This is a genomic window from Hyphomicrobium sp. (assembly GCF_003987855.1).
GTDB lineage: Bacteria > Pseudomonadota > Alphaproteobacteria > Rhizobiales > Hyphomicrobiaceae > Hyphomicrobium_B.
This window is the reverse complement of sequence record NZ_RXIZ01000008.1, coordinates 1-25044: the sequence shown is the minus strand read 5'-3', so window position 1 is coordinate 25044 and position 25044 is coordinate 1. Positions and strand designations below refer to the sequence as shown.

Below are 25044 nucleotides of genomic sequence, written 5' to 3'. Positions count from 1 at the left end.
CCCAGATCGCTTTGCGTCCTTCGCACTCGGCGGCTTCTACGACGCCTTTGTCATCGACGCGGAATTTTGTAGTCTTGCGCTGATCGAGCCAGATCCAATTTTCGTCGGCTTGTTCCAGGTCGTGCTTGTTGCGCATCACGTTCCAAGCCGTCAGCACGGACAGCGGATTGACGTTCGCGATGAAGTCCCGGACGTAATCGTCCGCAGGCTGTAGGACGATGTCCTCGGGCATGCCCGATTGAACGATACGTCCGCTTTCCATGATCGTGATACGGTTGCCGATCTTCAGGGCTTCTTCCAGATCATGGCTAACGAAGATGATCGTCTTCTTGATCGTCTTTTGAAGTTGCAGCAATTCGTCCTGTAGCTTCGTACGAATGAGGGGATCGAGGGCGGAGAAGGGCTCGTCCATAAGAAGGATTGGAGCATCTGTCGCAAAGGCACGGGCAAGACCGACGCGTTGCTGCATACCGCCGGACAGCTCGTGCACATATTTATCGGCCCAGCTGTCGAGGCCGACGAGATGCAACTGCCTATCCACCCTGGCCTTGATTTCACCAACTGGAATTCCTGCCAGTTCGAGACCGAGGCCAGCATTTTCTCGAACAGTCCGCCAGGGAAGGAGGGCAAATTGCTGGAACACCATCGCGACTTGGTTCTGGCGCATATGGCGCAAGGTAGCGGCATCGCAGCTTGCGATGTCGACCATCCTTTCGCCGTCCTTCACCAGCAGTGCGCCTCGAGAGACTTTGTTCAAGCCGTTGACGGCGCGCAGAAGCGTTGACTTTCCCGAGCCTGACAATCCCATCAGAACGGAAATCTCGCCCTCGTTGACCGTCAGGTTGGCCCCAGCCACACCTAGAACCGCGCCGGTTTTCGCAAGAATTTCAGCACGTGTCGCTCCGGCGTCGACCATCCCGAGCGTGCGAGGAACGTCCTTTCCGAAAATGATATCGACGTTCTTGAAATCGACGGCGATGCTCATTTCCGAACCTCCGGTTTCACTGCGAGAGCGCGATCCAAGATGATGGCCAGGATCACGATCGCGAGTCCCGCTTCGATACCGAGCGGGATGTTGCGGTTCGCAAGCGCGCGATTTACCGGGTTGCCCAGGCTAGGCGCACCAATCAATGTTGCGAAGACGACCATCGACAACGAGAGCATGATGCATTGGGTCAGCCCTGCCATGATGGAAGGTAGTGCAGCAGGCAGTTCAACCTTCCAAAGCAACTGACGTTTGGTAGCGCCGAAACTTTCCCCGGCCTCCAGCATCGGCTTGGGAATAGAAGTCAAGCCCAGATAGGTCATGCGGACTGGCGCCGGCATTGCAAAGATGATCGTAACGATGAGCGCTGGTGCTGCGCCGAGGCCGAAAAGGATGAGGATCGGAATGAGGTAGACGAACGTCGGCATCGTCTGCATGAGGTCCAGGATTGGCTGTGTGATGCGCCAAACATGAGGCTTGTGTGCTGCCCAAATGCCGATCGGCACCCCGATGACCATCGACAGGGCTGTCGCTGACAGAACGAGCACCAGCGTCTGGACCGTCTCTTTCCAGAGTCCCTGGTTGAGAATGAAGAGTAAGCCGATCAGAACACCGATCGCGAGCGTTGCGGAACGTCTCAACCAATAAGCGAAACCCGCTAGAACGACGGCCAGAAGGACAGGCGGAAGCTTCAACAGGAGATCGGAGGTTCCGTCCACGACAGTTTCGAGAACGGTGGAGACGGCATCAAAGAACCACTGGAAGTAATCGGTGATAAAATCGAACGCGGCCTTGCCGACTTGGCCAACTGGAATCTTCCAAGCGGCTATCAGTTTCGATATGGGATCCATGAGCGCCGTCCCAGGGTTCAAGCATCTGTGATGCAGGGGTGGCCCATATTCGAAGGCCATCCCTGTTTTGCCGGGTGGGTTATCAATGGACTACTTTTCCAGCGCCGCCTTCACTGCTGCCTTCGCATCGCCTCCATCGAACGTTGTGACGCCTTCAAGCCATGGTGTGGCTGCGTCTGGATTCTTCTTGAGCCATTCGAGCGCTGTGGCCTTGGGATCGGCACCGCTTTTCAGCACCGGCTCCATCATCGCGCCTTCCATGGCGAGATTGAATTTCAGGTTCTTGAGGAGTTTCGCGGCGTTCGGGCATTCCTTCTCGTAATCCTTACGGATGTTCGTGCTAACCGTAGCGGCGCCGAAACCCGAGTCGCCCATTCCATCGAGATAAGCGATTTTCATTGCGCCCATGACGGGGTGAGGCGTCCAGCCAAGGAAGACGATCCATTCGTTCTTTTTCATCGCTTTTTCGGCCTGGGTGAGCATGCCCGCTTCAGAGCTTTCCACCAGTTCGAAGCCCTGAAGGTTGTTCTCAGGCTTGGATATCATCGTGCTGATGATCCGGTTTCCGTCGTTGCCGGCTTCGATGCCGTAAATCTTACCGCCAAACTGATCCTTGTGGGCGCCAAGGTCCTTCAGGCTTTTGACGCCCGCGTCTGCCACATATTGCGGGACGACGAGGCCGTATCCCGCGTTGTCGAGATTGACGCCAAGAACTTCGACGGATTTGTCGTCAATGTACGGCTTGATGTCGGCCGTCATGCTCGGCATCCAATTGCCGAGGAACACGTCGATATCCTTGTTTTTCATGGAAGCGTAGGTGACGGGAACAGACAGCGTCTTCACCTCTGGCTCATAGCCGAGCGCTTCGAGGATGGTGGTAGTCGTGCCGGTTGTAACTTGAATGTCGGTCCAGCCGACGTCTGCGAAGCGCACTTTTTTGCAGGTGGGGTTTTCGGCGTGGGCCGCGGTGGCGGCGAGGACGAGAGCCAAGGTGGCCCCAATCGCTATGCGTGTCATGACAACTCCTGTTTTTTGCAATGGCAGGCGTTAATGACAACAGTCCGCTTACGGGGGATCGTAGACGAGATCACCCTACTGTCGGTAGCCTGTTGAAGGCGCCACCCGGCATGGGCGACACCAATAGCTAATAGCAGCGGCTAGCTATCTATTTTTGCAATTGCGACGCGATCTAGCGCTTACACGCCTAGACCGGGTCCATCTTTGCACCGCACACGGCCGATCGAAAAGTTATGTCTCCAAGAGGGGTCTGGAGATCTGGTCATAGAGATGGCACGCGCGACCGACTTGTCGTTTTACGTTGATGCGGCGGGGCTGCGCGGAACTGCTCAATGGCGTTATGCGGTTGGCGCTCGCTTCGGGGTGTTCGACCATAAAGCGCGCGATACGACTTGCTGAAATGGCATGTCGACTGAAAGCCGCATGAAATAGCAATCTGAGTGATCGACATTTGCGACTGCAACAAGAGTTCCCGTGCTCGGCGCAAACGCAGCTGAAGGTAGTATTTGGTCGGCGTCGTATCGAGCGAAACTTGAAACATGCGTTGAACCTGTCGGAGCGAAAGCCCGGCAAGTTTCGCGAGTTCAACGGCGGTCAGCGGTTCTTCGAAGTTGGCTTCCATGAGAGCCGCGATGTCGACAAGGGCGCTGTGATTAAATCCCAAGCGCGCCGCCATAGGAATGTGCTGCCGATCGTACCCGTCGCGCACGCGTTCCAAAATGAACTGATTGGAAATATCGGCGACGAGCGTCTTGCCGAACGCACTACGTACGATGGAAAGCATCATGTCGATCGGCGCAATGCCGCCAGTGCAAGTCACCCGATCTCGATCGATAACAAACAGTTCCTCTTGGAAGTGCACACGAGGATGGAATTCGCGAAGCCCCGCCATGTTCTCCCAGTGAACCGTGCACTTATACCCGTCGAGAAGTCCGGACTTCACGAGCGCGTAGGTCCCGGTGCAAAGACCGCCGAGCACAATGCCGTCGTGCGCCATCCGGCGGAGGAGATTGACGACCTTCTCATTGACGAACTTCTGAATATTCGTGCCGCCGCAGACGAGCACCAGGTCGAAGTCACCGCCTGCGTCGTAAGTCGAAACATCGGCATAGGAGAGGCCGTTGCTTGCGGCCACCGGCTTTCCATCGAGAGAAAGGATCGTCCACTGATAATGCGTTTGGCCGCTCAGTCGATTAGCCATGCGCAAAACCTCGATCGCGCTCGAGAGCGCGATCATCGTGTATTCGTTTAGGGTCAGAAAACCGATCCGACGGATCGTGCTTAGCTTTTCAGATACGTCATTCACGCAGCGAAAGCTCCTGGGTGCTCCGCAAATCGATGCATCCACGCGGGGGGTTAATCCGCAGCGTGGGCGACGACGCTGGTCGTGACCTCAAACAGAAGATCGTCGTAAAATCTTAGCACTTGGTCGTCTTTTGACAAGTTCCAGAAAGTTTAATTCGTGCTGAGGAAACGGGCTTGTTGTGCTGCAAAAGCGGGCGTTAGCTTCATCGGCGCTCAAGTGGAGGGAAACTGGAGCTGTCGCCACCAACACTATTCGCGTCGTATCTGATAATGCCCTCGTAGCGCCGCATCGGCATAGGGGAGCGCGTAAGTCGGTAACATTTGCCAACACGCGCAGCGTATGACAGACCCGCTGTCCTGCCGCGCGGAGCTGACCGGGGCGAGCAAGGCTAGATGGCGCGAGTGCTTCAAAACTATGTGGGGGGCGGGTTTCTCGCATCGGCGAGCGGGGAAACGTTCGAGAATCGAGATCCCGCGACCGGAGAACTCATTTCCAATGTGGAAGTGGCCCTAGAGTCCGAGATTGACGCTGCACTGCAATCGGCCAAGCAGGGCCTTGCGGTTTGGGCGGCAATGTCAGGCGCCGAGCGAGGACGGGTTCTCAACAAAGCCGCACGGATCTTGCGCGATCGAAATCGCGAACTTGCCGAATGCGAGGTGAGGGATACTGGCAAACCGATTCAGGAAGCCGAGGTCGTCGATGTGGTTAGCGGCGCCGATTGTGTTGAATATTTCGCCGGATTGGCGGCGACACTCCACGGAGAGCAGATCGCGTTGAATAACGCGTTTGTTTATACGCGGCGCGAGCCAATCGGAATTTGCGTCGGCATCGGCTCCTGGAATTATCCCATCCAGATTGCCTGCTGGAAATCGGCGCCGGCGCTCGCTTGCGGAAACGCGATGATATTTAAGACGTCGGAACTGACACCGACTACGCCGACGCTTCTCGCCGAGATCTACAGCGAGGCAGGACTGCCAAGAGGTGTTTTCAACGTTCTCCACGGGGACGCTCGTACCGGTTCGCTTTTGACCACTGATCCGCGCGTGGCGAAAATTTCACTGACGGGTTCGGTGGGCACGGGCAAGAAGATCGCTGCCAGCGCGGCAGCCACGCTGAAGCGAACGACTATGGAACTGAGCGGAAAGTCCGCGCTCATTGTCTTTTCGGACGCGGATCTGAGACATGCGGTTTCCGCTGCCATGCTCGGTAACTTCTACACTCAAGGGGAAATATGTACGAACTGCACGCGCGTGTACGTGCATGACGATATTTACGACGCGTTCCTCGAAATGGTCGTTGAGCGGACGAAAAAGCTTCGCATTGGGCTTCCACTCGATGCGCAGACTCAGGTTGGCGCTCTCATTTCGCGGCCGCACATGGAGCGTGTTTTAAGCTATGTCGCAGCCGGAAAGGCTGAAGGCGCGCAGCTATGCTACGGCGGCGAGCGGCTCAACGAGTCGCCCTTCGATCGCGGAAATTACATCCGGCCGGCGGTTTTCTCAGAATGCACCGATGATATGAAGATCGTCCGCGAAGAGATCTTTGGACCCGTCATGTCCGTTTTGCGGTTTCGGGATGAAGAGGACGTCGTGGCCAGGGCGAACGCGACAAAGTTTGGCCTGGCAGCTGGCGTTTTTACCCGGGATCTCGCCCGCGCTCACCGCATTGCAGCGCGGCTTGAGGCCGGCATCTGCTGGATCAACAACTATAATATCACTCCAGTGGAGATGCCGTTCGGTGGCATCAAGGAGTCAGGGTTCGGGCACGAGAATGGTCATGCCGCGATCGAGCATTACACGCAGTTGAAGAGTGTCTACGTCGAACTCGGCAACGTGCAGTGCCCCTACGAATAATCGTCACATCGTGCGCGGATCTCACCAACGAGCATTCATCGAGGAACAATGAGCACCGGCAAAGACTACGATTACATCATCGTTGGTGCAGGTTCGGCCGGCTGCGTGCTGGCCAATCGGCTTACGGAAGATTCCGGGGTGAATGCGCTCGTTCTGGAGGCAGGCCCGCAAGACAACAGCATCTTCATTCATATGCCGTCGGCGTTCGCTTACCCTCTCGCCGGCACGAAGTACAACTGGTGGTATGAGTCCGAACCAGAGCCCTATCTGGATAATCGGCGTATGTATTGCCCGCGAGGCCGCGTGGTCGGTGGATCGTCATCCATAAACGGCATGATTTATATCCGCGGGCACGCCTTCGATTACGATGCTTGGGCGCGTCGGCAAGGCTTGCAGGACTGGAGCTATTTCCACTGCCTTCCTTATTTCAAGAAGGCAGAGACGCGATTGAAAGGCGGCGACAAGTATCGCGGCGATTCCGGGCCGCTGTATGTGACGACAGCGCCCTGCACCAACCCCCTCTACGATACCTTTATCGAAGCTGGCCGCCAGGCAGGCTATCCCGTTACCCAGGACATGAACGGGTACCAGCAGGAAGGCCTCGGCCGTATGGATATGACGGTCTACAAGGGCCGTCGTTGGAGCGCTGCTCAAGCCTTCCTCCGGCCGGCGCAAAAGCGCGGTCGCGTCGAGCTCAAGGCGAAGACGTTAGTGACGCGCATTCTGTTCGAGGGCCGCCGGGCTGTCGGAGTAGAATTCAGCCGTGGAGGGCGCATCGAAACTGCGCGTGCAAAACGAGAGGTTATTGTCAGCGGCGGAGCGATCAACTCGCCGCAGATCTTGATGCTATCGGGCATAGGCAACGCGGATGAGTTGAGAAAGCTCGGGATTCCGGTGGTGCAGGACCTTCCCGGCGTCGGCGAGAATCTTCAAGACCATATCGAAGCTTACGTTCAATACGAGTGTACGAAACCCGTCTCGATCTATAGCGCCAACAATCCCGTCGCGAAGCTCAAGATCGGCATCGAATGGATCCTGACAGGCAAAGGCCTCGGGGCGACAAACCACTTCGAGTCCGGCGGATTTATTCGAAGTGAAGCCGGCGTTCTGCATCCCGATCTGCAATACCACTTCTTTCCGATGGCGATCAGCTACGACGGAACCTCAGCCGCCAAGGGGCACGGTTTTCAGGCCCACATTGGACCGATGCGGCCGACGAGCCGCGGCTACGTGAAACTGAAATCTTCAGATCCGCGTGAATACCCGCGCGTTCTCTTCAACTACATGCAGACGGAGCAGGACCGGAAGGAGATGCGCGCGGGAATCCGATTGACACGCGAGATCTTCGCCCAGAAGGCGTTCGATCCGTACAGGGGGGCCGAGTTGGCGCCCGGTCCGGCCTCAACGAGCGATGCGGATATTGATGCGTTCATCCGGCAGAAGGCTGAAAGTGCATACCATCCGTCCTGTTCTTGCCGGATGGGTACAGACGAGATGGCTGTGGTAGATGGTGCGGGGCGGGTCTACGGCGTGGAAGCCCTGCGTGTCGTCGATGCCTCGATCATGCCCGATGTGGTGAGCGGCAACCTCAACGTCCCGACGATCATGATGGCCGAAAAATTGGCTGATGCCATTCGGGGACGTTCGCCGCTTCCTGCAGTCGAGGTGCCGGTATGGTTCAATCCGAACTACCAGACCCACCAGAGATAGCCGTGACAGCTATTTGTTCGACGCCATGCCATAGGGCGACGCAGCGCCCGTCTGTTTGAGAAGCAACACGAACGGGATCAGCATGAGGAAACTCAAAGTTACGAATCCGAACGCTTCGATAAATCCAATCATTGTTGATTGCCGCGTCAGTTCGGTTGCGAGTATTTCTTTCACGCGAGGATCTGAGAGCGGAAGGCCTGTAGAATTTAGCCAAGCGTGCAGGGCCGGATTATACGGATTGAGACCGGCCGCCAACGTCTGCAGATTTTGATGCGTCGCGCGCGTGAGAACGGTAGCCCCGATGGCGATGCCAAGGGAACCGCCTATCGTTCGCGCGATGTTGAATATGCTCGCTGCCTGATCAGAAGCCTCCTTAGGCAATGTCTGATAGGCGAGCGTCGAAAGCGGTACGAAGATCATTCCCATGCCGATACCTTGCACGATGCTCGGCGCGATGATCCAGAATCGATCCACGTTGAGATTGTAACCTGTCGTCACGTAGGTCCCGGCGGCCGACAGTATCAGGCCGAAAAACACGAGCCAGCGGGAGTCGACGTGTTGAATGAGGGCCGCAACAACGATCATACCGACGGCGACCGCAATGCCCCGCGGCGCCATGACAAGCCCCGCCGTGCTGGCCGGATAGCCCAGCAAGTGCTCGAGGAACAATGGCTGCAGCGCAATGGTGCTCAGCATCCCAACGCCGAAGGCCATGATCAGAAACGTTGAAGTCGCCAGATTGCGGTCCCGGAGAAGGTTCAGTTTCAGGATCGCATCGGGTCGATTGAAGCTGCGAAGCACGAACGTCACCAGACAGATCGTTGAGACTGCGGCGAGCCCAACGATGAGCTGCGAGGCGAACCAGCCTTCGCTATTTCCCCGGTCCAGAAGCATCTGGAGGCTTCCAACGCCGATGGCGAGGAGCGCGGCGCCAATCCAATCCATTGCGGCCCCGGTGTAAGGGGTCGGTTTGATGTACGCGGCGATCAGCAGGAGATTGATGATGCCGATCGGAAGGTTCACGTAGAAGACCCATTGCCAACCGAGATGATCGGTTATGAAACCGCCTACGGTCGGCCCCATAATGGGGCCCAGGAGGACGCCAATGCCCCAGATCGCCATTGCCTTGCCGCGCTTCTCCGGTTCGAAGCTGTCGACCATGGTGGCTTGCGACAAGGGAACGACGCTTGCGCCAAAGGCACCCTGCAGCAGGCGGAAAAGGACCATCTGCGTCAGGGAGTGCGACTGGCCGCAAAGCATAGACGATATGACGAAGCCGATGACGCTGACGGTTAAAACGCGTTTACGACCGAACCGTTCGGCAAGGAAGCCGCTCATCGGGATCACGATGGCTTCCGCCACGATATACGACGTCAAAACCCACGTAATCTGATCCGGCGTGGCCCCAAGCGTCCCCATCATATCGGGCAGGGCGACGTTGACGATGGTCATGTCGAGAATGACCATCAGTACCGCAAGCAGCACGGCCAGCGAACTTAGGATCTTATTGGGCGTCGCCGAAGAATCGCTGGCAGCGGCGCTTGGGTAACTACTTGGCGCCATCGCCCGCTCCATCCGTCGTGGTATCGATCTGGACGGACGCGGAGGCACCTACGCCCAACGGCGGATCGTTGGGCTGCACGGTAAGAGCAATTCGTACTGGGAAGCGCTGCACGACCTTGACCCAGCTGCCCGTGGCATTCTCGGAAGGCATCAGTGAAAATGCGGAACCGCTTGCCTTGCTCACCGCCTCCACCTTGCCAGTCAGCTTCTTCGATGGGTCACTGTCCAGCCATACGTAAGCGGTTTGGCCGGGCTTGATCCGGGCGAGATCAGTTTCCTTGAAGTTCGCGTCAACCCACCAGGTCGAAGTATCGACCAACGGGAAGAGCGGCACGCCGGCCTTCGCGACTTCGCCCGGCCGAATGCGAACTTTGCCGACAGTCCCGTCTATGGGAGCTTTGATTGTGGCATGTCCCAGTTCCGCGTTAGCTTCAGCGACCGCGATATCCGCTTCTTCGGCATTTCCTTTGGCTGTCGCAGCCTGCGGCCCGCTGGCAGCGCTGGCTTGCTGCTGAGCGATGTCGCGGCGAATTTCAGCTCGCTTGAGCGTCGCCCGGAACGGTCCTTGATTAAGCTCGACCAGAACATCGCCTTCCTTTACCGGGGCGTATTCCTGAACCTTCACATCCGTGATGAGACCGGTCACGACGGGAGTGATCTGGATGATGTTTGCCGCGACCTGGGCATTATCAGTAGAAGGATAGAATGTCTCGTGCTGCCAATAAGCGTAACCTGCAGCGATCAGGGCAGCGATAGCGAGAACGCCAACAATTGCGAGACCCCGCCGAGAAAGCAGGGGCTGTCTCGCAGATCCCGCCGAAACGACCTGCGCTCCAGTTGTGGCCGGCTTCCTGTCTGGCACCCGATCTTGCATTAGCTTTTTCTGCTTATTTGAAGGCTGCAACTTCCGTATCCCCTTAAGGTTGCGAGGCAAGCGTGAAGGCGAAGAGCGCACGCCGCGCCTACCCGGCGACTAATGGCCTGTAAAATTTGAAGCGGGATTGCCCCGATTTCGGTCAGCTGTGTTCTGGCGAATAGCGCCAGGAATTCGTCCTGCTCAAAAAGGGTTGTTTTGCTGACCCTCTATAGGCCGAGACGGCTTTTCTCGCCAATGTGTCAAACGCTGGGTTTAGCCGCCCAAGTGTCGCGGGGGCCGGTTGTGAACTCGGCGGCTCGCGTCTTTAACATTAACTTCCGTCGGTTCGTCTCTGAGATAGGGCGACCGAGTGCTCTCATTCGCTCGGCGCCGGGCCGCGCCGGGAGCTGGCGGGCCCATCTCAACTCAAATTACCACCATCCGAAGAACGACTTCTGCCGGGGGTAGGCTTGCCGACGGCCGTAGCGATCATAGCCGTAGTAGAAATCGTCGGCGCTATCGCCATAGAAGTTATCGTTGCGGAAGAACTGCTTGGGACGCTTCTTGATACCGCCCTGCGGCTCCGTGCTGATGAGCACGACGAAGTCCGTCGACTTGCCGGTTTCTTTGCTAACGGCCTCATCAGACACGATCAACGAAGATCCTGGCCATACCGCGCTTGAAAGTTTTGCAGCCACATCCGGCGGTATCGTTATGCGATTGAGTGCGGCGCTGGCCTCGTTCAGGTCGGTTGCCGGAGGAGCTTCTGCATCGCTCAAACGCTGGCGGCGATCATCATTCGAAGCATAGTCATTGCCGCGATGTTCGAGCGAAACGGCCATCCATCGGATGTCTTGACCGCCTTTGGTGTAGTCGACAGCCGTGAACACGTGAGTGCCGATGGGCTTGTCCGGCTCCGAAATGGTGATAGGCGCGTCGAAAACGGGCTCATAGCCTTGACGCACATAAAGACGTTGCGTCTTGAGGCTGATGAACACCGAGATGGGCTTCGCCTTACGTTTGGCATCTTCGAATGCCGCTACAGCGGCGTCACGGGCTGCAAGCGCTGGCGCCGCGGTCTGAGTGGCGGCTTGAAGATCTGCCTCGGCCGCCTTCAAAACATCAGTGGCAGCCGCAACTTTTGCGGCAGCGGCCTCACTATCCTTTGCGGCCTTTGCCTTCGCGGCTTCCAAATTCTTTTTGACCTTGTCGGATTTCGCGGTGCTGAGAGCCTTATCCGTTTTAGCAATCCGGTCGTCGGCCGATTTCTTGGCGGCTTCAGCTTTGTGAAGGGCTTTTGCCGCTCTGTCCCGAGGCTCTTTCTTTTCGGCGATGGCCTGTTCCATTTCCTTCGCCTGGTCGACAGCAGCATCTGCCAGTATGCGCTTACCGTCAGCGAGAGATTTCAGCGCCTCGAGTTCAGCTTGCCGGGCCGGCCAATTCCGAAGGTCGGGCTCAAAAGCATTGTTCGTCGAGTCGCTACTGTCCGGATCTTGATAGGACATAGGAATAGCGACGGCAGCTGAGTGAATGTCCTGCTGCGGTGTCGGCTTCATCAAGAGCGGATGCGAAATCTCGACGGGCGCAACATCGTCGTAGGCAACGACCACCCGCATGCCGACTTTCGTCATCGGAAAGAGGCGCTGAGCGAATCCTTCCGGCATCCGCACACAACCATGGGAAGCAGGGTAGCCAGGAAGCTGTCCAGCGTGCAGTGCGATTCCCGACCAAGTCAGCCGCTGCATGAACGGCATGGAGGCATCGTCATAGATATTCGAAAAGTGTTCCTCTTCCTTTTGCAGCACGCTGTAGACGCCGACCGGCGTTTCATAGCCCGTTCTGCCGCTCGACACCCGCGAGCTGACCGCGCCGCCATTGGCATCATAGATCGTCACCCGCTGGTCACGGATCGACACGACCGCCAGCATCGCCTGGCCATTGATCGTGTCTTGCAGGACGTCGTCGCTAGATCGAGAACGCCGTCTCTCAGCGTCAGCCGGATGCGTGGCGGCTGCACAAATCAAAATGGCGAGCGCGAGCAACGCGCTTTGCCTTGCCAGATGCGGTCGCCGGAAGGGCAAACTGAACATTTTTCAGACCTTAACTATAGCAGCTGACGCGGGAACTATGACTTACAGCGTAGTCTGAAGGTAGTTGACCATTGATTAGCGCATGACCCGTTTTCGTTGTCATCGACGAAGTTTCTAAATGCGTCGCGGGATGTTACCGATAGGTCGCAATTCAGTCGATCGCTGGGCGGAGCCACTACAATCCAGCTCACTGGGTGACCACCGCGTAGACCGGTTGCGTTGCCGCGGTTCCGTAACGCTTTTTTAACCCTGCGAAACAACGTTATTCGGCGGCTCGCTAGACCGATAACCGGCGTTTACCAGAGCCTCATACCGACCCGCTATGCAGATGCTCGGCACGTTTTGAGTACCGCGGTATGCGTGATGAGCAATAAGTCGGGATCGGCCCCATCCGTAATTCAAGGTTCGGCTTCATGGGGCGATCGAACCGCGGCATGGCTGCGGAGCTTTCTGTTCAATAGGCGGGGGAGCGCGTCTCGCCCCCGATTGCTCTTCGGCGTCGCAGCCGCAGATTTCATATCCGTATTGGCGGCATGGCCCCTCGCGCATCTTCTCCTAGGGGAGGAGCGCGGTTGGACCTGGCCGACACTTTGGGGGACAGTACTCGTAGCAGTTCTGACCATTGCAGCCCTGCGTTGGCAATGGTCCTACACGATACCATCACTCAGGAAGTTTTGGCCGCAAGTTTTCAAAGTCCTGATCGCGGTTTCCGCTATCATGCTCGGCGTTGCTGGCGCGCTGTTTATCTTTGGGAAATCCGAAGTATCGGCGCGAGAAATCTCTGCCTGGATGGAAGTCTCGGCGCTGCTGCTGTGCTTCGTCCGTCTGGTCGCGGGAGATGCCGTACGGCGATTGACGCGATCCGGCGCTCTCGTCAGGCGCACGGTCATCGTAGGTGCCGGAAAAGATGCAGAGGAATTGATCCAGCTCCTCAGGTCCGATCCCGACAATCACATGCAAATTCTCGGTATCTTCGATGATCGCCAGGGAGACCGTGCCTATGGCGAGTTCGGCGGGATCGCGCGGCTCGGCACGTTTGCGGATCTGACGATGTTTTGCCGCCGGGCAGGCGTCGATCTCCTTATCGTTACGCTCCCGCCCCGTGCAGAAGAGCGGCTCATGCACGTTCTCGACAAGCTTTTTATGCTTGATGTGGACGTGCGGATTTCGGCGTTGAATTCCAAACTGCGCATCAACTCGCGAGCCTACAGCTACATTGGTCGCGTGCCGATGCTCGCCGCGATGGATAAGTCGCTCGACGACTGGGATCACGTCATCAAGAATTTAGAGGATCGTCTGATTGGCTCGCTGATGCTTTTGCTTGCGGCGCCGATAATGCTGATCATCGCGATTGCGATCCGCCTTGATAGCAAAGGTCCGATCTTCTTCCGCCAGAAACGATACGGCTTCAACAACGAGCTCATCGAGGTGCTGAAGTTTCGGTCGATGTATGTCGAGAATCAGGACGCGACGGCAAGCAAGCTCGTCACGCGCGATGACCCACGCGTCACCCGCGTCGGTCGCATCATCCGCCGGATAAGTCTCGATGAATTGCCTCAACTCATCAATGTCGTGAGGGGAGAGATGTCACTGGTCGGTCCTCGGCCTCATGCGACCGGTGCGCGAGCGGATAGAGACCTCTACGAGAACGTGGTGCAGGGCTACTTTGCGCGCCATCGAATGAAGCCTGGCGTTACCGGTTGGGCGCAGATCCATGGCTGGCGGGGTGAAACGGACACTCACGAGAAGCTCGTTCGCCGCGTCGAGCATGATCTTTATTATATCGACCATTGGTCCGTTCTTTTGGACCTCTACATCCTAGCCATGACCCCTGTATCTCTTTTGACCGGTAAGAACGCCTATTAAAGCTCTTGTCGGGCTCGTCTTCGGCCTTTCGGCCGACATGATTTCGCTCTGCGGCCTACATAGGCTAGACAACTCAAACAGAGATTGTGGCTAGCTATTTGCGGTACATGCGAGCAGCTTGGCGGGAAAAAATCTCTTTGCTAGTTTGCTTTGGCATGCGGCGGGTTCGCTGCGACCGACCCGCGGGAGTTTCGCATTTCCAATCACATTCGACAGGGACGAGCGATCGTTGCAGCGCTTCTAGCTGCTTTGTCCATTATCTGCTGGATACAGGCGGGCGGCGCTCAGGAGGCGATGCCTGTCGACACCGCGCTCGTTGTTTCTGTCGATGTGTCCAATTCCGTGGACGAAGGTCGCTACAAGTTGCAAATGGAGGGGATTGCGAAGGCGCTCGAAGACCCTGGCGTTATCGAGGCGATCACCGGAGGTTCAAGCGGCGGTATCTTGTTCTCGATGGTCACGTGGGCGGACACGCCAAGCTTCGTAATTCCTTGGATCAGGATCGCCAACAAGGCTGACGCCTTCGCTGCAGCAAAGAGAGTGCGTTCGCTGCCGCAGCAAGGTGGCGAGTTCACCTGCATGACGCGGATGCTGCGTTCCGCCAACGACAAGATCGTCCCGCAGATCCCGGCGAAAGCCGCCCGCATCATCATCGACGTATCGGGAGATGGCCCCGACAACTGTAATGCTGAGGAGCCAATTGAGAAGGTCCGCGACGAACTCGTCGGCAACGGCGTGACGATCAACGGCCTCCCGATACTTCTCAACACGCCAGAGGATTCGGCGTTTCTGCCGAAGGCCATTCCCGGCGGCCAACATCCCTTGGAGCAATGGTACCGCGAGCACGTGATGGGCGGCCCCAGCAGCTTCGTCCTTCCCGCGCAAGGCTACGGCGACTTCGAACGTGCCATCAGGCAGAAGTTCATCGTCGAGGTCAGCGAATTGCGCTCTCGGAAGTTTGCCGAGACCGCTGTCGAGCGGTAGAGCGGCTAGCCTAAATCTTGTCCTCGCTGGTCGGACCGCAATGCCAGCGCGTCACCTGCCAACCGGGATGCTGCTCCGCCCATTTTGCGAAATGCGGCGGGGCCTGCACCATGCACGTCATGGCATCGATATCGGCGTCGATCGGAATTTTATAATCGCGGCAAACGTTCGGGTCGTTCGTAAGGCAGGCGGACAGGATGATCGCAAGCATGATGGGATCCCGGAAAGCGATGATGTCAGCATATAGTGACGCTGCGCTTTTGGAATCGGTTTCAGCTGCGCTGACAAAAACTATCCGAACTGAGGACGCTTACCCCGCGGGTAGCAGGATCTCGCCGCGGCCGATCGTTGCCGTATCGCCGCCGATCTTTTGGACAAACAACGGCATAGGCTTGGGCGCGAGGTGGCCGAGAGTCGCCTTCAAATAGCGCGCGATGATGCGGACGATCACGAGATCGTGTTTGCCGCAATCGACAAAGGTGGGCAACAGGCTCTCGACGCTCGGTCCGATTAAAGTGCCGCGCCGCATCATAAGACCAGGATCCCGGCCGAAACCACCTTCGGCCCAGATCGTGCCGCCGATCATCCGCGTGCCTGTTCCCGGTCCAGTTTTACCCCGAACGACGACGATGCCGCGACGCATCTTGTCTCCCGCCCGGACGCCGATATTGCCTTCAACCACGGTCAAGCCGCCCAACATGCCGAAACGGTCGCCTGTCGCGACACCGCCCAGGTTATTCCCGGCATTGCCGGAAACGATCACTATGCCGCCCGTGGCTCCGGACGAGAGAAAGTCGCCGGCATTTCCACGCACCTCGAGCTTCCCACCTGACATCGAACGCCCGGCAAAAGATCCGACGTCGCCGACCACCCGGATGGTGCCGCTGTTCAAACCTGCGCCAACGAAATCGATCGCCGATGTGGCCCCTTCGATGGTCACGCTGTCTTCCGGGGTGCCAGAGATATCGAAAGCATCTCCGAGAGCCACGCCGCCTTTTTCAATGCCGACGTCGAGCCGCCCGAGTTCGTGTGACGACAGTCCGGCGAGCTTTGCCGGCGTGATCCCGGCAAGAGTGATCCGCTCCGTCGCGGGCGCTTTGTAGCGCAGCGTAAGACCGCTCATCAGATCAGATCCTTCAGATGATAATGGTGCTGGCCAAGCTTGCCGCCATAGTTGCCGGCCGTAATTCGCGTCACGCCGCGGCTAGCACCGACGTCGGTAATGGTCTTGAGACCTGCGTGCATCGCATCGGCGACAGCCTTCGAGGTGAGGCCGTCGATAACGATCTCTAGAACCGCGAGCGTATCGGCCGATACTTCACTGTTTTTGATAGTTCCTCGCAGCGTCGGGCAGAATGCGTCGTTGGTGGATGCAAACATGCCAGCATACTTCGCTCCAACTTTTGAGCCAGAACGAACGATGCCGCCAGGAAACGGCGTGATCACATCGTCGATCTTGGCGATCGCCGCGACGGCATCTTCCGCCGTCTCAAGCAGCCCCTTCCGATCCCGGCCGACGATCAGCATGTTGCCGCCGCCAACGGCTTCCGTCGTCACGCCCGTCTCTTCCTCGATGACAAACTCGCCGTCCATCACGGGGACGCGCCAGTAGCGGCTGTCGCCTAGCTTCTTCGCGGTTTGATAGCCGTCGCCGAAGAGGCGAGTGCCTTTGCCGAGGGGCATCGTTTTCTCGGCCTTGAGCCCCGCGTAGCAGGCCGAACCGGGGCTGGTCAGGACGCACTGGCCAATGCGATTGCGAACTTGCGGAATGAGTGCGTCGGGAGAGAAACCAAAAATCAGGATGCGAACGCCAGGGCGGCCGTCCGGGGTCTCATCCGTCGACAACTCCTTGTCGATGCCGCATTCGGCCCCCGCGCCGATCACCGAGGTGCCGAAGCCCGTTGCGACGGCAGCCGCGATGTGCGCCCACTTCATCGTATCGGCCGTGATGATGATCCCGGTGCCGCTCATCCCGAAGGCCTCGGCGAAGGTATCGTCAATAGAGATACCGTTGACGGTCTTGCTCATGCTGCGCGGGCCCCGGTCGGTTGAATGATCAGCGAGCCACGGCCGCCATTGATGATCTCGTCATCGGCGAGGCGGAAGTTGTCCATGCGGACCGTGTGGTAATCCTCGAAGTACGGCTTCAGCGACTTCACGATGCTTTGATCGTAGGACGGGCGAGCAACATGAGTTGCGCCGTTGACCACCTTGATGATCTTGCCGTTGCGAACGATCAGCTCGCCGTTCTTGAACAGCAGCTCAGGGGTGGTGAACATCGCCTCTCGATCGGGGTTGTCATCGTAGACAGTGATGTCTGCGCACGCTCCGATACCGAGGTGGCCACGGTCTTTGAGGCCGAGGCTTCGCGCCGGACCCGCTCGTGTCATGATCGCAATTTCGTAGAGCGTGTACTCGCGATCAAGCGATGCAAGTGTCGAATATTTAAGCGCATCCGGATTGATCTTCTGCATCATGTCGTTGCGGAAGGCCTTGTCCATCAGCAGACGTATCAAATGCGGGTACCAGGTGAACGGCCCGCCATTGGGGTGATCGGTCGTCAAGAAGAGGCGCCAGGGATCATTGATGAGCAGGAACAGCTCGAGCCCGATCGCCCATTGCAGCGCGTTCACGAAACTCTTGTCGCGATACTTGAATGGAACAACGCCGCAACCGGCGTCGCATTCAATATCCATGACCACCCACTTTTTCGGCGTCGCTGACCGCGACGTCACGAATTGGCGCATGGAGTCGCCGGATGCTGTGCAGGTCTGGCCGAACATCACCTGTCCGACATCGCAGGAGACGTTCTTGTTGGCATTGACCGCTTCGGCTATCGGAGCGGCTGCCGATGAGAACTTGAGATCGCCTTCCGTCCCGTAACTGTGGAACTGGATGTGGGTGAGATGAATCGGAAGTCCTTCAGCGCCCTTGATCGTTTCGAGCGTCGTCTCATAACCGCCCGGAACACCGAGGTTGCAGCCATGGATGTGAAGTGGGTGGACGACACCCAGCTCCTTCAAACCTCGGGCGAGCGTTACGATGATGTCCCGCGGTGTGACACCGTAATAGACGTGCTTCTCGTTGAGATCGAGTTTGCGTTGATTGAATTTGAAAGCGCTGATGCCGCCCGGGTTCACGACCTTGACCGCGATCGCCTGCGCCGCGTGCATCGTCCACGCGATATAGTCCTTAATTGCAGAGAAGTCCTTCTTGCCCGCGAGCTGGCGCAAGAAGAAATCGTCTGAGCCCAACATGACGAACGCGCCCTTGTCGATGATCGACGTGTCGGCCATTTCCATGTGGGCTTGGCGTGCGTTCGCGGGCAACATCGCCGGCTCGAAAGCGGCCGTGTAGCCCATCTCGGCGTAGCGATAGCCGGTAAGCATTGTCGAGGGCACCGCATGACCGACGCCGGCGCGCGTCAAATCCGTGCGCGCGACCGTATCGTGCATATGGTCTTCAGGTAGCATCATGCGGGCGATCGTCATCTTGCCACCGCCGATGTGCGAATGCGGATCGATGCCGCCCGCCATGATGACCTTGCCGTGAACCGCGTACTCATGAGCGATCTTGGCGTTGGGGTCAGGAGAGACGATGCGGCCGTTCTCAATGAAGATGTCGCGGACTTCGCCGTCGACCCCGTTCGCGGGATCGTAGATCTTGCCGCCGGTGAGCTTGATGAGCATTCTCGATCTCGGAATTTGGCCTAGAGGGCAGCTTCGATTTTTTCGAGCACGTTAGCCGCGCTGGGCAGCTTCGACTCGCGCAACCGCCTAAGGGGCAGTGAAACGACGTTGTCGACGCGAACCATCGTTCCCGCGTGATCCACGCCTGGCGTCCCGATCGGGATGTACACCTTGGGCGTTCGCGGTGATTTGATCCCCGGCGCGCCGAGAAAGATCAGCGTGGCGTCCGTCTCGGGCGGCGCGATTTCGTTAGAAAATGACGAGAGCCAGAGCAGAAGATCGGCTTCCTTGGCCGCCAGCAGTTTGGTCGCCGAGTAACGCTCAGGATCATAATCAGGTTTTCCGCTGGCAAACGATATGCGCAGCGGATAGCCGGATTGCCAGCTGCATACCGCGCCGGCCGATGTCGCGCCGTCATTGCCGCCGAGTGAAAGACCCGCAAAGCGAGACGTCAGATTGATCTCTTTCACGAACTCGGAGATTGCTTGAACCGTCAGGTCTGCGTTCGCGAATGAGAGGCTCGGGGGCGCCCAAATGATGACCCCATAGCTTGCTGCCTTGCAGCGCGCCAGGAGATCTTCAATGACGCCGCGGGGAAGGCCGGCAATGGTGTCGCCCGAGATCTTCCCGCCTTTGTTCATCGCCCTCATCGCATCGAGGATCTCTGCAATGCGATCGGCTTTCGCCGGAATTGTTACGACCTCACCGATGCGCTTGCCGGAGACGGCCGATTGATCCAGACCTTCGCCGAGGAACACGACGGTTCGCTTGGCAGGATTGTCCGAGAACATCGACGCTTCATTGCAGACGACACGCTCGAAGAACCGGGGGTGGAGCTTGTGGATTTCGCTGCCCGCGACGATGAACAGATCAGCGCGGTTGCGCGCTTCAGTCAGCGTCGTCAGGACCCAACCGGAGTTCTGCAGTACGCGGAAGTTCCGATACTGGGCTTCGCTGAGCGCATGATCCACGACCCCGCCGCCCTTTTCGGCGAGAGCGATTGCCGCTCTGACACCGTCGACGTCCGTTCCAAGACCGCCGAAAATTGGCAGGCGGCTTTCCTTTATGAGGCGCGCTGCAGCATTGATCGCTTCGTCAAGCGAAACGTCCTTGCCGTCGACTTGTGGCTTTGGTTCGCTTAACGGCCGCTCGAAACCCGCGACGGACTTTGAGCAACCATTCTTGAGAACTTTCAGTCCATCACCGGAAGGGCCGATGTCGAGATCATCACAAAGGATACCGCAGAAGGGGCAGGCGACATTCTCGTAATGGTTCGTGCCGTTCCTCGATAATTCGGATTTCAAATCCAACTCCTCATGGCCCTGGGTTCTGGCGATCCCGGGATTCGACCAAAGCACGCGCGGGCAGGTAAAACAACGCGGTGCAAACGGTCAAGCGTTGCGAAAGGTGCGATCGGAATGCGACACATTTTGCCGTCTTTGCGCCGAGAATGAACCTGCCTAATGTCCGGGCGCTCATCCCCTGGGTGCTGACATCGCCCATGCACTAGAAATCTCCGGAGGAAATTCATGCTAAAACGTTTGGTGATCGGGGCCACGATCGTGGCTCTCGCGCCGTTGTCGCTGGCGGGCGCTGCCTGGGCTCATGGTCCGAGCCGTCAGAAGGTCTCGGAATCGATTGAGATAAACGCGCCGGTCGACAAGGTTTGGAAAGTGGTCGGCAACTTCCAGGATATGAGCTGGCTTCCCGTCGTTGCGAAAACCGAAGGCAAGGGCGGTAATGACGCCAACGCGACGCGCACTCTGACGTTGAAGAACGGCGGCGTGATCGAAGAGCAGCTCGACCGGTACAGCGCCGAAGATCACACCTACAGCTACGAAATTACCAAGGTCGATCCGAAAGTGTTTCCGGTCAACGACTACTCGTCTCGCATCACCGTTGAGGGCGAAGGCAACAAATCCACCGTCACGTGGTGGGCGGGTTTCTACCGCGGCTACATGCTGAACGATCCCCCTCCGGAACTCAATGACGAGGCATCGCTGAAGGCCGTGACTGGGCTCTACAAGGACGGTCTTGCGGCCCTGAAGAAAAAGGTAGAGGGCGGCGGCTGAGTGGGCAATCGCTTCCGCGCCCGGAGGTTAGGCGTCAGCCTGCTCGCGATGTGCGGGCAGGCTGCGCTAGTGGATGCGCACGAGGCGATCATCACCAACCAAACATCGGATAGTCTTTCCTTCGTCGACACTGACGCGATGAAGGAAAGTGCCCGGATCGAGGTCAAGGGGAAGCCGGCGGGGATAGCGCTGTCGCGCGATAAGGCGACCGCGTTAGTGACCGCGCCGGACAGCAAGGAACTTGTCGAGATCGACCTTGCGTCTCGATCAGTCAAGCGGCGGCTGCTTTTGGGCGGCGGGCCGGTGGGGGTGGCAGCCAATCCCGTTCGGCCAGAGGCCTATGTCGCTGATTGGTATGCGCATAAAGTATTCGTCGTCGACACCGCTACGATGAAGGTCGCGGGCGAAGTCAAGGTGGGGGACTCGCCTTCCGGACTTGCGTTGACGCCGGATGGGAAGCTGCTTCTATCGGCCGATCGCGACAGCGACGCTGTATCGATCATTGACGTCGGTACGCGTCAACGATTGGCATCCATCCCCGTCGGGAAACGTCCTTTCGGCATTACAGTGGACGACGACGGCCGTCGCGCGTACACCGCCAACGTGAAAAGCGACGATGTTACCGTGATCGACATTCCCGAGCGAAAGGTCGTTGGCACGGTGCCCACCGGAAGGCGGCCCTACGCCGTTGCGCTGGCCCAAGGGAAGGGGTTCGTCACCGACCAGTACGGTGGGACTGTCACGGTTTTCGACCAGAGCAGCCTAGCCCCTGTGAAGCGTATCGATACTTGCGATCACGCCGAGGGCATCGAGGCCGATGCCCTGCGGCGCAACGTTTTTGTGTCCTGCTGGGGCGAGGACGTCTTGTTGCGCATCGATCCCGGCACGTTAAAGGTCACTGGCAAAGCGCCGGTGGGCGACGGTCCTCGCGCGTTCGGGAAATTTCTTCGTTAAATTTTCGAGAGTTACCGCCTTGTAAGTTGAGAGTTGCCCGGCTTCCGGCAACTTCTGGGAAATCTGCAACCCGGCAGATGGCTCCTTATCGATGCTATGCGACGTGATCTGTTCAAGAGGACAGGGGCCCGCTAAATAGCCGGGAAAAACGCTTGTCGATCTAGGAGGATCGCCCCTGATGTCCAAGAAATTTTTCCGCAACGCAGGCTTGGCGGCTGTTGCGGCTGCATCTTTGAGCGCGGCAGCCTATGCCGCGGACGCGCCTAAACCGGCAGACATTCTCTTCGAAACGCCGCACATCAAGTCGGTCCCTGCGGGCACGGACCTCGTCTATAAGTTTGAGCGCAAACCATCCAACCCGAAGCTTCTTGGCGACGGGTACTCAGATGACATCAAACTGAAAGTGGAGAGTGACGGCGAACCCGGCAAAAAGAACGTTCGCCTCGAGCTTTACACCGGTGATCGCGCGCGTGAGCCGCAAGAGATCACGAATATGGACGGTAACCCGTTGCTCATCGTCTATCTCGACAATGCGGTCGCGCATTTTCGTATGCTCGCGGGCGGCGATCCCTCCTATCTGAAAGGTGCCTTCAAGAAAGGCTTGGCGGATGATGCGAAGATCACGCCAGTAAAAATCGATTACAAAGGCCAGTCGGTTGACGGCTTCCGTGTGAGCCTCGCGCCTTACGCGAACGATCCAGCCAAAAGCAAAATGAACGGATACGAGGTCTCGACGTTCTCAATAGCGTTGTCGGATAAGATCCCTGGCTATTTCGCAAAGATGGCGTCGGAATACACGAACTCGGATAAAAATGCGCCGACGCTCGAAGAAACGACCACCCTCGTAGGTGTAGGAGACGTCAAATGAGCTATCGCTTCAAATCGGCTGCCGTGAGCGGCTTGCTCGCAATGGCGGCAATTGTTGCCCCCATGACGGTCGCGCGCTCAGTGGCTCAGGAATTGCCGGCCAACGACTATCCGACTGTGGCGCGCGCCGATTATGTCTACGCGTGCATGGCAGTGAACGGACAGACCCGCGCAATTCTGGAAAAATGCTCGTGCTCGATTGATCAGATCGCGGGCATCCTGCCGTACGATCAATATGAGGAGGCGGAGACGCTCATTTCGGTCGGACTTCGTGGCGGCGAGAACGTCGCCTGGACGCACTCTCCCGAGTTCCAGGAAAAGATCAAAAACCTGCGCCGCGCCCAGGTGGAGGGCGAACTGAGATGCTTCTGAGTTTGCGGCTGGCGGCCATCAATTGAGGTGAGCCGCCGGGCGCGTTTCGTCTACTCCCATTCGAGCTCAGTGTATGCCGCGGTGACATTGCGCGGATTGTGCGCGTCGAACAGCGCCCATTTATCGCGCTCCGATTGCGCCGCGGTCGCGACCGCCTCCTCGAGGGTTTTCCCTTCCTTGATCATCCGGCGTACGTCGTCGGCGAGCACCTTCAGATAATGTTGCTCCGGCAGGATCGCGTCGGGCCAAGACATTGATTTCGGACCGTGTCCAGGCACCGCGCGCTCCGCCTTTTCCTCCATCAACTGTGGAATGAGTTTCAGCCAGCCGACGATCGATCCATCCAGCGTTGGGATGTGCCCAGAGAACAGAAGGTCGCCGAGGAAAAACGTGCCGGTTGCTTGATCGAAAATCGTCAAGTCGTTGTCCGTGTGAGCGGTCGGCCGGGCCTTCAGCGTCAGCACACGCTCCCCAAGGTCAAGCTCGAGCGTATCCTGGACCAATATTGTCGGCGGAATGATCTCGGTGCCGGCAAATGCGGCCTCTCCCAGGCGCTGGCGCGCATTCGTCAGATAGCTTTCCTTGCGCGCCGCGAGGGCTGCGGGAAGCTTGTGGTGCCCTACGAATTCGGTCCCCGGCTTCTTGAATGCCGCGTTCCCCATGACGTGATCGGGATGCATGTGTGTGTTGATAACGTAACGCACCGGTTTGTCGGTCAAGCGCGATACCGCTTCGTGAAACTCGGCACCCATCGCGTAGGAGCCGCTCGTATCGATAACTGCGGCGCTCGACCGTCCAATGATGCAGCAAGGGTTTGAAATGTCGCCCCGGTTTGCCTCGTCAACCAGCTGATATTTGCCGACATGGACGAAAATGCCGGGTGCGGTCTCCAGGACACCGATGCTCGCCGCTTCCGAGGCAGAGACGCGAGGCAAAAAGGGTAGCAAGGCCGTTATGGCCGCCCCTTTAACGAAGTCCTGTCGGGAAATTCCGCCGAAACTCTTGGGATATTTAGTCATTCCATCGTCCGCGCTTCGCATTTGGGATATGTTTCCAAACCACGTTCTAATGGAATTTTCGTTCACGAAAACGCGATCTCGCGTGATTGCAAGACCTTCCTAGCGGGGCCCGGGAATATTTAGACGTGCGGTGCAGCATTTTTGGTGCGGCGCGATTTTTCCCCATGAATACAGGGATTATTTTGGTCAGAAGGGTTGTCCTAATTTGCCGCAGGAGAATGATCGTCGCACTTCGTGTTGCGGCTGGGAAGAAAAAGTGTCTACATGCGGCCGTTCACGAGGACTACCGGTTTCTACACGGTTTCGTGAAGAACTCCTTCTTCGGCCGGGCAAAGACGGGAAAAAATCCCGCAAAAACCTGAGATTGGAGCTTGGAGATGTCGGCGGTCCTCGGGTTCGACTTGCAAGCGTGGCAAGATTTTTCTCAAAACGGAGGAAGCGCGATGCGCAAAAGTGCATTCGCATGCGGCTTGCTCGCAACTGCCGCGTTCTCGGCGTCCGCATGGGCGAACGAGGATGTGATCAAGTTGTCGAGCGATCCGAATAACTGGGCTATCCAGTCCGGTGACTATGCTGGTACTCGCTACTCGAAGCTTGACCAGATCACGACGGATAACGTCGGTCAGCTGAAGGTTGCTTGGACGTTCTCGACGGGCGTTCTGCGCGGCCATGAAGGTGGTCCGCTCGTCATCGGCGACGTGATGTACCTTCACTCGGCCTTCCCGAACATCGTCTTCGCTCTGAACCTCGCTGACGAGCAGAAGATCATCTGGAAGTACACGCCGAAGCAGGATCCGTCGGTCATCCCCGTCATGTGCTGCGACACGGTCAACCGTGGCGTGCAGTACGCTGAAGGCAAGATCTTCCTCCACCAGGCCGACACCTCGCTCGTCGCTCTCGATGCGAAGACGGGTAAGGAACTGTGGAAGGTCGTCGACGGCGATCCGAAGAAGGGCGAAACGGGCACGGGTGCTCCGCTTGTCACGAAGG

Annotated in this window: 22 protein-coding genes; 9 read left to right on the top strand and 13 right to left on the bottom strand. The window is 57.9% G+C overall.

Annotated elements, in window-relative coordinates; genetic code table 11:
- The 4 genes from choV to EKK30_RS07390 all read right to left on the bottom strand — a co-directional run.
- Nucleotides 1-985, bottom strand: a 985-nt coding sequence (choV, locus tag EKK30_RS07405) for a choline ABC transporter ATP-binding protein (RefSeq protein WP_290982606.1), incomplete at its 3' end; no start/stop codon positions are given.
- Nucleotides 982-1836, bottom strand: a complete 855-nt coding sequence (gene choW / locus EKK30_RS07400) for a choline ABC transporter permease subunit (protein WP_290982603.1) — start codon at nt 1834-1836, stop codon at nt 982-984. The genes choW and choV, both read right to left, overlap by 4 nt.
- Nucleotides 1837-1926: 90 nt before the next feature.
- On the bottom strand, nt 1927-2853 hold the full coding sequence (gene choX, locus EKK30_RS07395) for a choline ABC transporter substrate-binding protein (protein WP_290982600.1): 927 nt from the start codon (nt 2851-2853) through the stop codon (nt 1927-1929).
- A 262-nt stretch (nt 2854-3115) separates the two neighbouring features.
- Nucleotides 3116-4159 carry a GlxA family transcriptional regulator gene (locus EKK30_RS07390; RefSeq protein WP_290982597.1) on the bottom strand — a complete coding sequence of 348 codons (1044 nt, stop codon included), beginning with the start codon at nt 4157-4159 and terminating at the stop codon, nt 3116-3118.
- A 392-nt stretch (nt 4160-4551) separates the two neighbouring features.
- On the opposite strand from EKK30_RS07390, the gene betB reads away from it, so the two are divergent.
- The gene (betB, locus tag EKK30_RS07385) at nt 4552-6012 is read left to right on the top strand and encodes a betaine-aldehyde dehydrogenase (RefSeq protein WP_290982594.1); all 1461 of its coding nucleotides are present in this window, start codon (nt 4552-4554) and stop codon (nt 6010-6012) included.
- Nucleotides 6013-6060: 48 nt separating this feature from the next.
- A complete protein-coding gene (gene betA / locus EKK30_RS07380) occupies nt 6061-7722 on the top strand; it encodes a choline dehydrogenase (protein WP_290982591.1) in 1662 nt (553 codons plus the stop codon).
- Between the two features lie 9 nt (nt 7723-7731).
- Here the strand turns inward: betA and EKK30_RS07375 are convergent, their stop codons facing one another.
- From EKK30_RS07375 to EKK30_RS07365, 3 genes are all read right to left on the bottom strand, one after another.
- On the bottom strand, nt 7732-9285 hold the full coding sequence (locus EKK30_RS07375) for a DHA2 family efflux MFS transporter permease subunit (RefSeq protein WP_290982587.1): 1554 nt from the start codon (nt 9283-9285) through the stop codon (nt 7732-7734).
- Nucleotides 9272-10159: an HlyD family secretion protein gene (locus tag EKK30_RS07370; protein ID WP_290982584.1), complete on the bottom strand. Its 888-nt coding sequence runs from the start codon at nt 10157-10159 to the stop codon at nt 9272-9274. Before EKK30_RS07370 ends, EKK30_RS07375 begins: the two co-directional genes overlap by 14 nt.
- A gap of 413 nt (nt 10160-10572) precedes the next feature.
- On the bottom strand, nt 10573-12231 hold the full coding sequence (locus EKK30_RS07365; RefSeq protein ID WP_290982581.1) for a L,D-transpeptidase family protein: 1659 nt from the start codon (nt 12229-12231) through the stop codon (nt 10573-10575).
- Nucleotides 12232-12594: 363 nt separating this feature from the next.
- Between EKK30_RS07365 and EKK30_RS07360 the strand changes: the two genes are divergently transcribed.
- Nucleotides 12595-14097: an undecaprenyl-phosphate glucose phosphotransferase gene (locus EKK30_RS07360; protein ID WP_290982578.1), complete on the top strand. Its 1503-nt coding sequence runs from the start codon at nt 12595-12597 to the stop codon at nt 14095-14097.
- Nucleotides 14098-14391: 294 nt separating this feature from the next.
- Nucleotides 14392-15081, top strand: a complete 690-nt coding sequence (locus EKK30_RS07355; RefSeq protein WP_290982575.1) for a DUF1194 domain-containing protein — start codon at nt 14392-14394, stop codon at nt 15079-15081.
- A gap of 10 nt (nt 15082-15091) precedes the next feature.
- Here the strand turns inward: EKK30_RS07355 and EKK30_RS07350 are convergent, their stop codons facing one another.
- The 5 genes from EKK30_RS07350 to EKK30_RS07330 form a co-directional block, all read right to left on the bottom strand.
- The gene (locus EKK30_RS07350) at nt 15092-15292 is read right to left on the bottom strand and encodes a hypothetical protein (RefSeq protein WP_290982573.1); all 201 of its coding nucleotides are present in this window, start codon (nt 15290-15292) and stop codon (nt 15092-15094) included.
- Nucleotides 15293-15391: 99 nt separating this feature from the next.
- Nucleotides 15392-16204: a formylmethanofuran dehydrogenase subunit C gene (locus EKK30_RS07345; RefSeq protein ID WP_290982570.1), complete on the bottom strand. Its 813-nt coding sequence runs from the start codon at nt 16202-16204 to the stop codon at nt 15392-15394.
- Nucleotides 16204-17109, bottom strand: a complete 906-nt coding sequence (gene fhcD / locus EKK30_RS07340) for a formylmethanofuran--tetrahydromethanopterin N-formyltransferase (RefSeq protein WP_290982567.1) — start codon at nt 17107-17109, stop codon at nt 16204-16206. Before fhcD ends, EKK30_RS07345 begins: the two co-directional genes overlap by 1 nt.
- Entirely contained in the window at nt 17106-18770 is a 1665-nt protein-coding gene (locus tag EKK30_RS07335) for a formylmethanofuran dehydrogenase subunit A (protein WP_290982564.1), read from the bottom strand. The genes fhcD and EKK30_RS07335 overlap by 4 nt, the downstream gene beginning before the upstream one ends.
- A 20-nt stretch (nt 18771-18790) precedes the next feature.
- Nucleotides 18791-20074, bottom strand: a complete 1284-nt coding sequence (locus EKK30_RS07330; RefSeq protein ID WP_290982561.1) for a formylmethanofuran dehydrogenase — start codon at nt 20072-20074, stop codon at nt 18791-18793.
- 225 nt (nt 20075-20299) lie between these two features.
- Here EKK30_RS07330 and EKK30_RS07325 point away from each other — a divergent pair, with 225 nt between their 5' ends.
- The 4 genes from EKK30_RS07325 to EKK30_RS07310 all read left to right on the top strand — a co-directional run bounded on the left by EKK30_RS07325 (nt 20300) and on the right by EKK30_RS07310 (nt 23035).
- Entirely contained in the window at nt 20300-20842 is a 543-nt protein-coding gene (locus tag EKK30_RS07325; protein WP_290982558.1) for an SRPBCC family protein, read from the top strand.
- A 48-nt stretch (nt 20843-20890) separates the two neighbouring features.
- Complete coding sequence (locus EKK30_RS07320) at nt 20891-21796, top strand: YncE family protein (RefSeq protein WP_290983326.1); 906 nt, start codon at nt 20891-20893, stop codon at nt 21794-21796.
- A 178-nt stretch (nt 21797-21974) separates the two neighbouring features.
- On the top strand, nt 21975-22664 hold the full coding sequence (locus EKK30_RS07315) for a hypothetical protein (RefSeq protein ID WP_290982555.1): 690 nt from the start codon (nt 21975-21977) through the stop codon (nt 22662-22664).
- The gene (locus tag EKK30_RS07310; RefSeq protein WP_290982552.1) at nt 22661-23035 is read left to right on the top strand and encodes a hypothetical protein; all 375 of its coding nucleotides are present in this window, start codon (nt 22661-22663) and stop codon (nt 23033-23035) included. Before EKK30_RS07315 ends, EKK30_RS07310 begins: the two co-directional genes overlap by 4 nt.
- Nucleotides 23036-23085: 50 nt before the next feature.
- Here the strand turns inward: EKK30_RS07310 and EKK30_RS07305 are convergent, their stop codons facing one another.
- Nucleotides 23086-24054 carry a quinoprotein relay system zinc metallohydrolase 2 gene (locus tag EKK30_RS07305; RefSeq protein ID WP_290982549.1) on the bottom strand — a complete coding sequence of 323 codons (969 nt, stop codon included), beginning with the start codon at nt 24052-24054 and terminating at the stop codon, nt 23086-23088.
- 443 nt (nt 24055-24497) lie between these two features.
- Here EKK30_RS07305 and EKK30_RS07300 point away from each other — a divergent pair.
- Nucleotides 24498-25044, top strand: a 547-nt coding sequence (locus EKK30_RS07300; protein WP_290982546.1) for a PQQ-binding-like beta-propeller repeat protein, incomplete at its 3' end; no start/stop codon positions are given.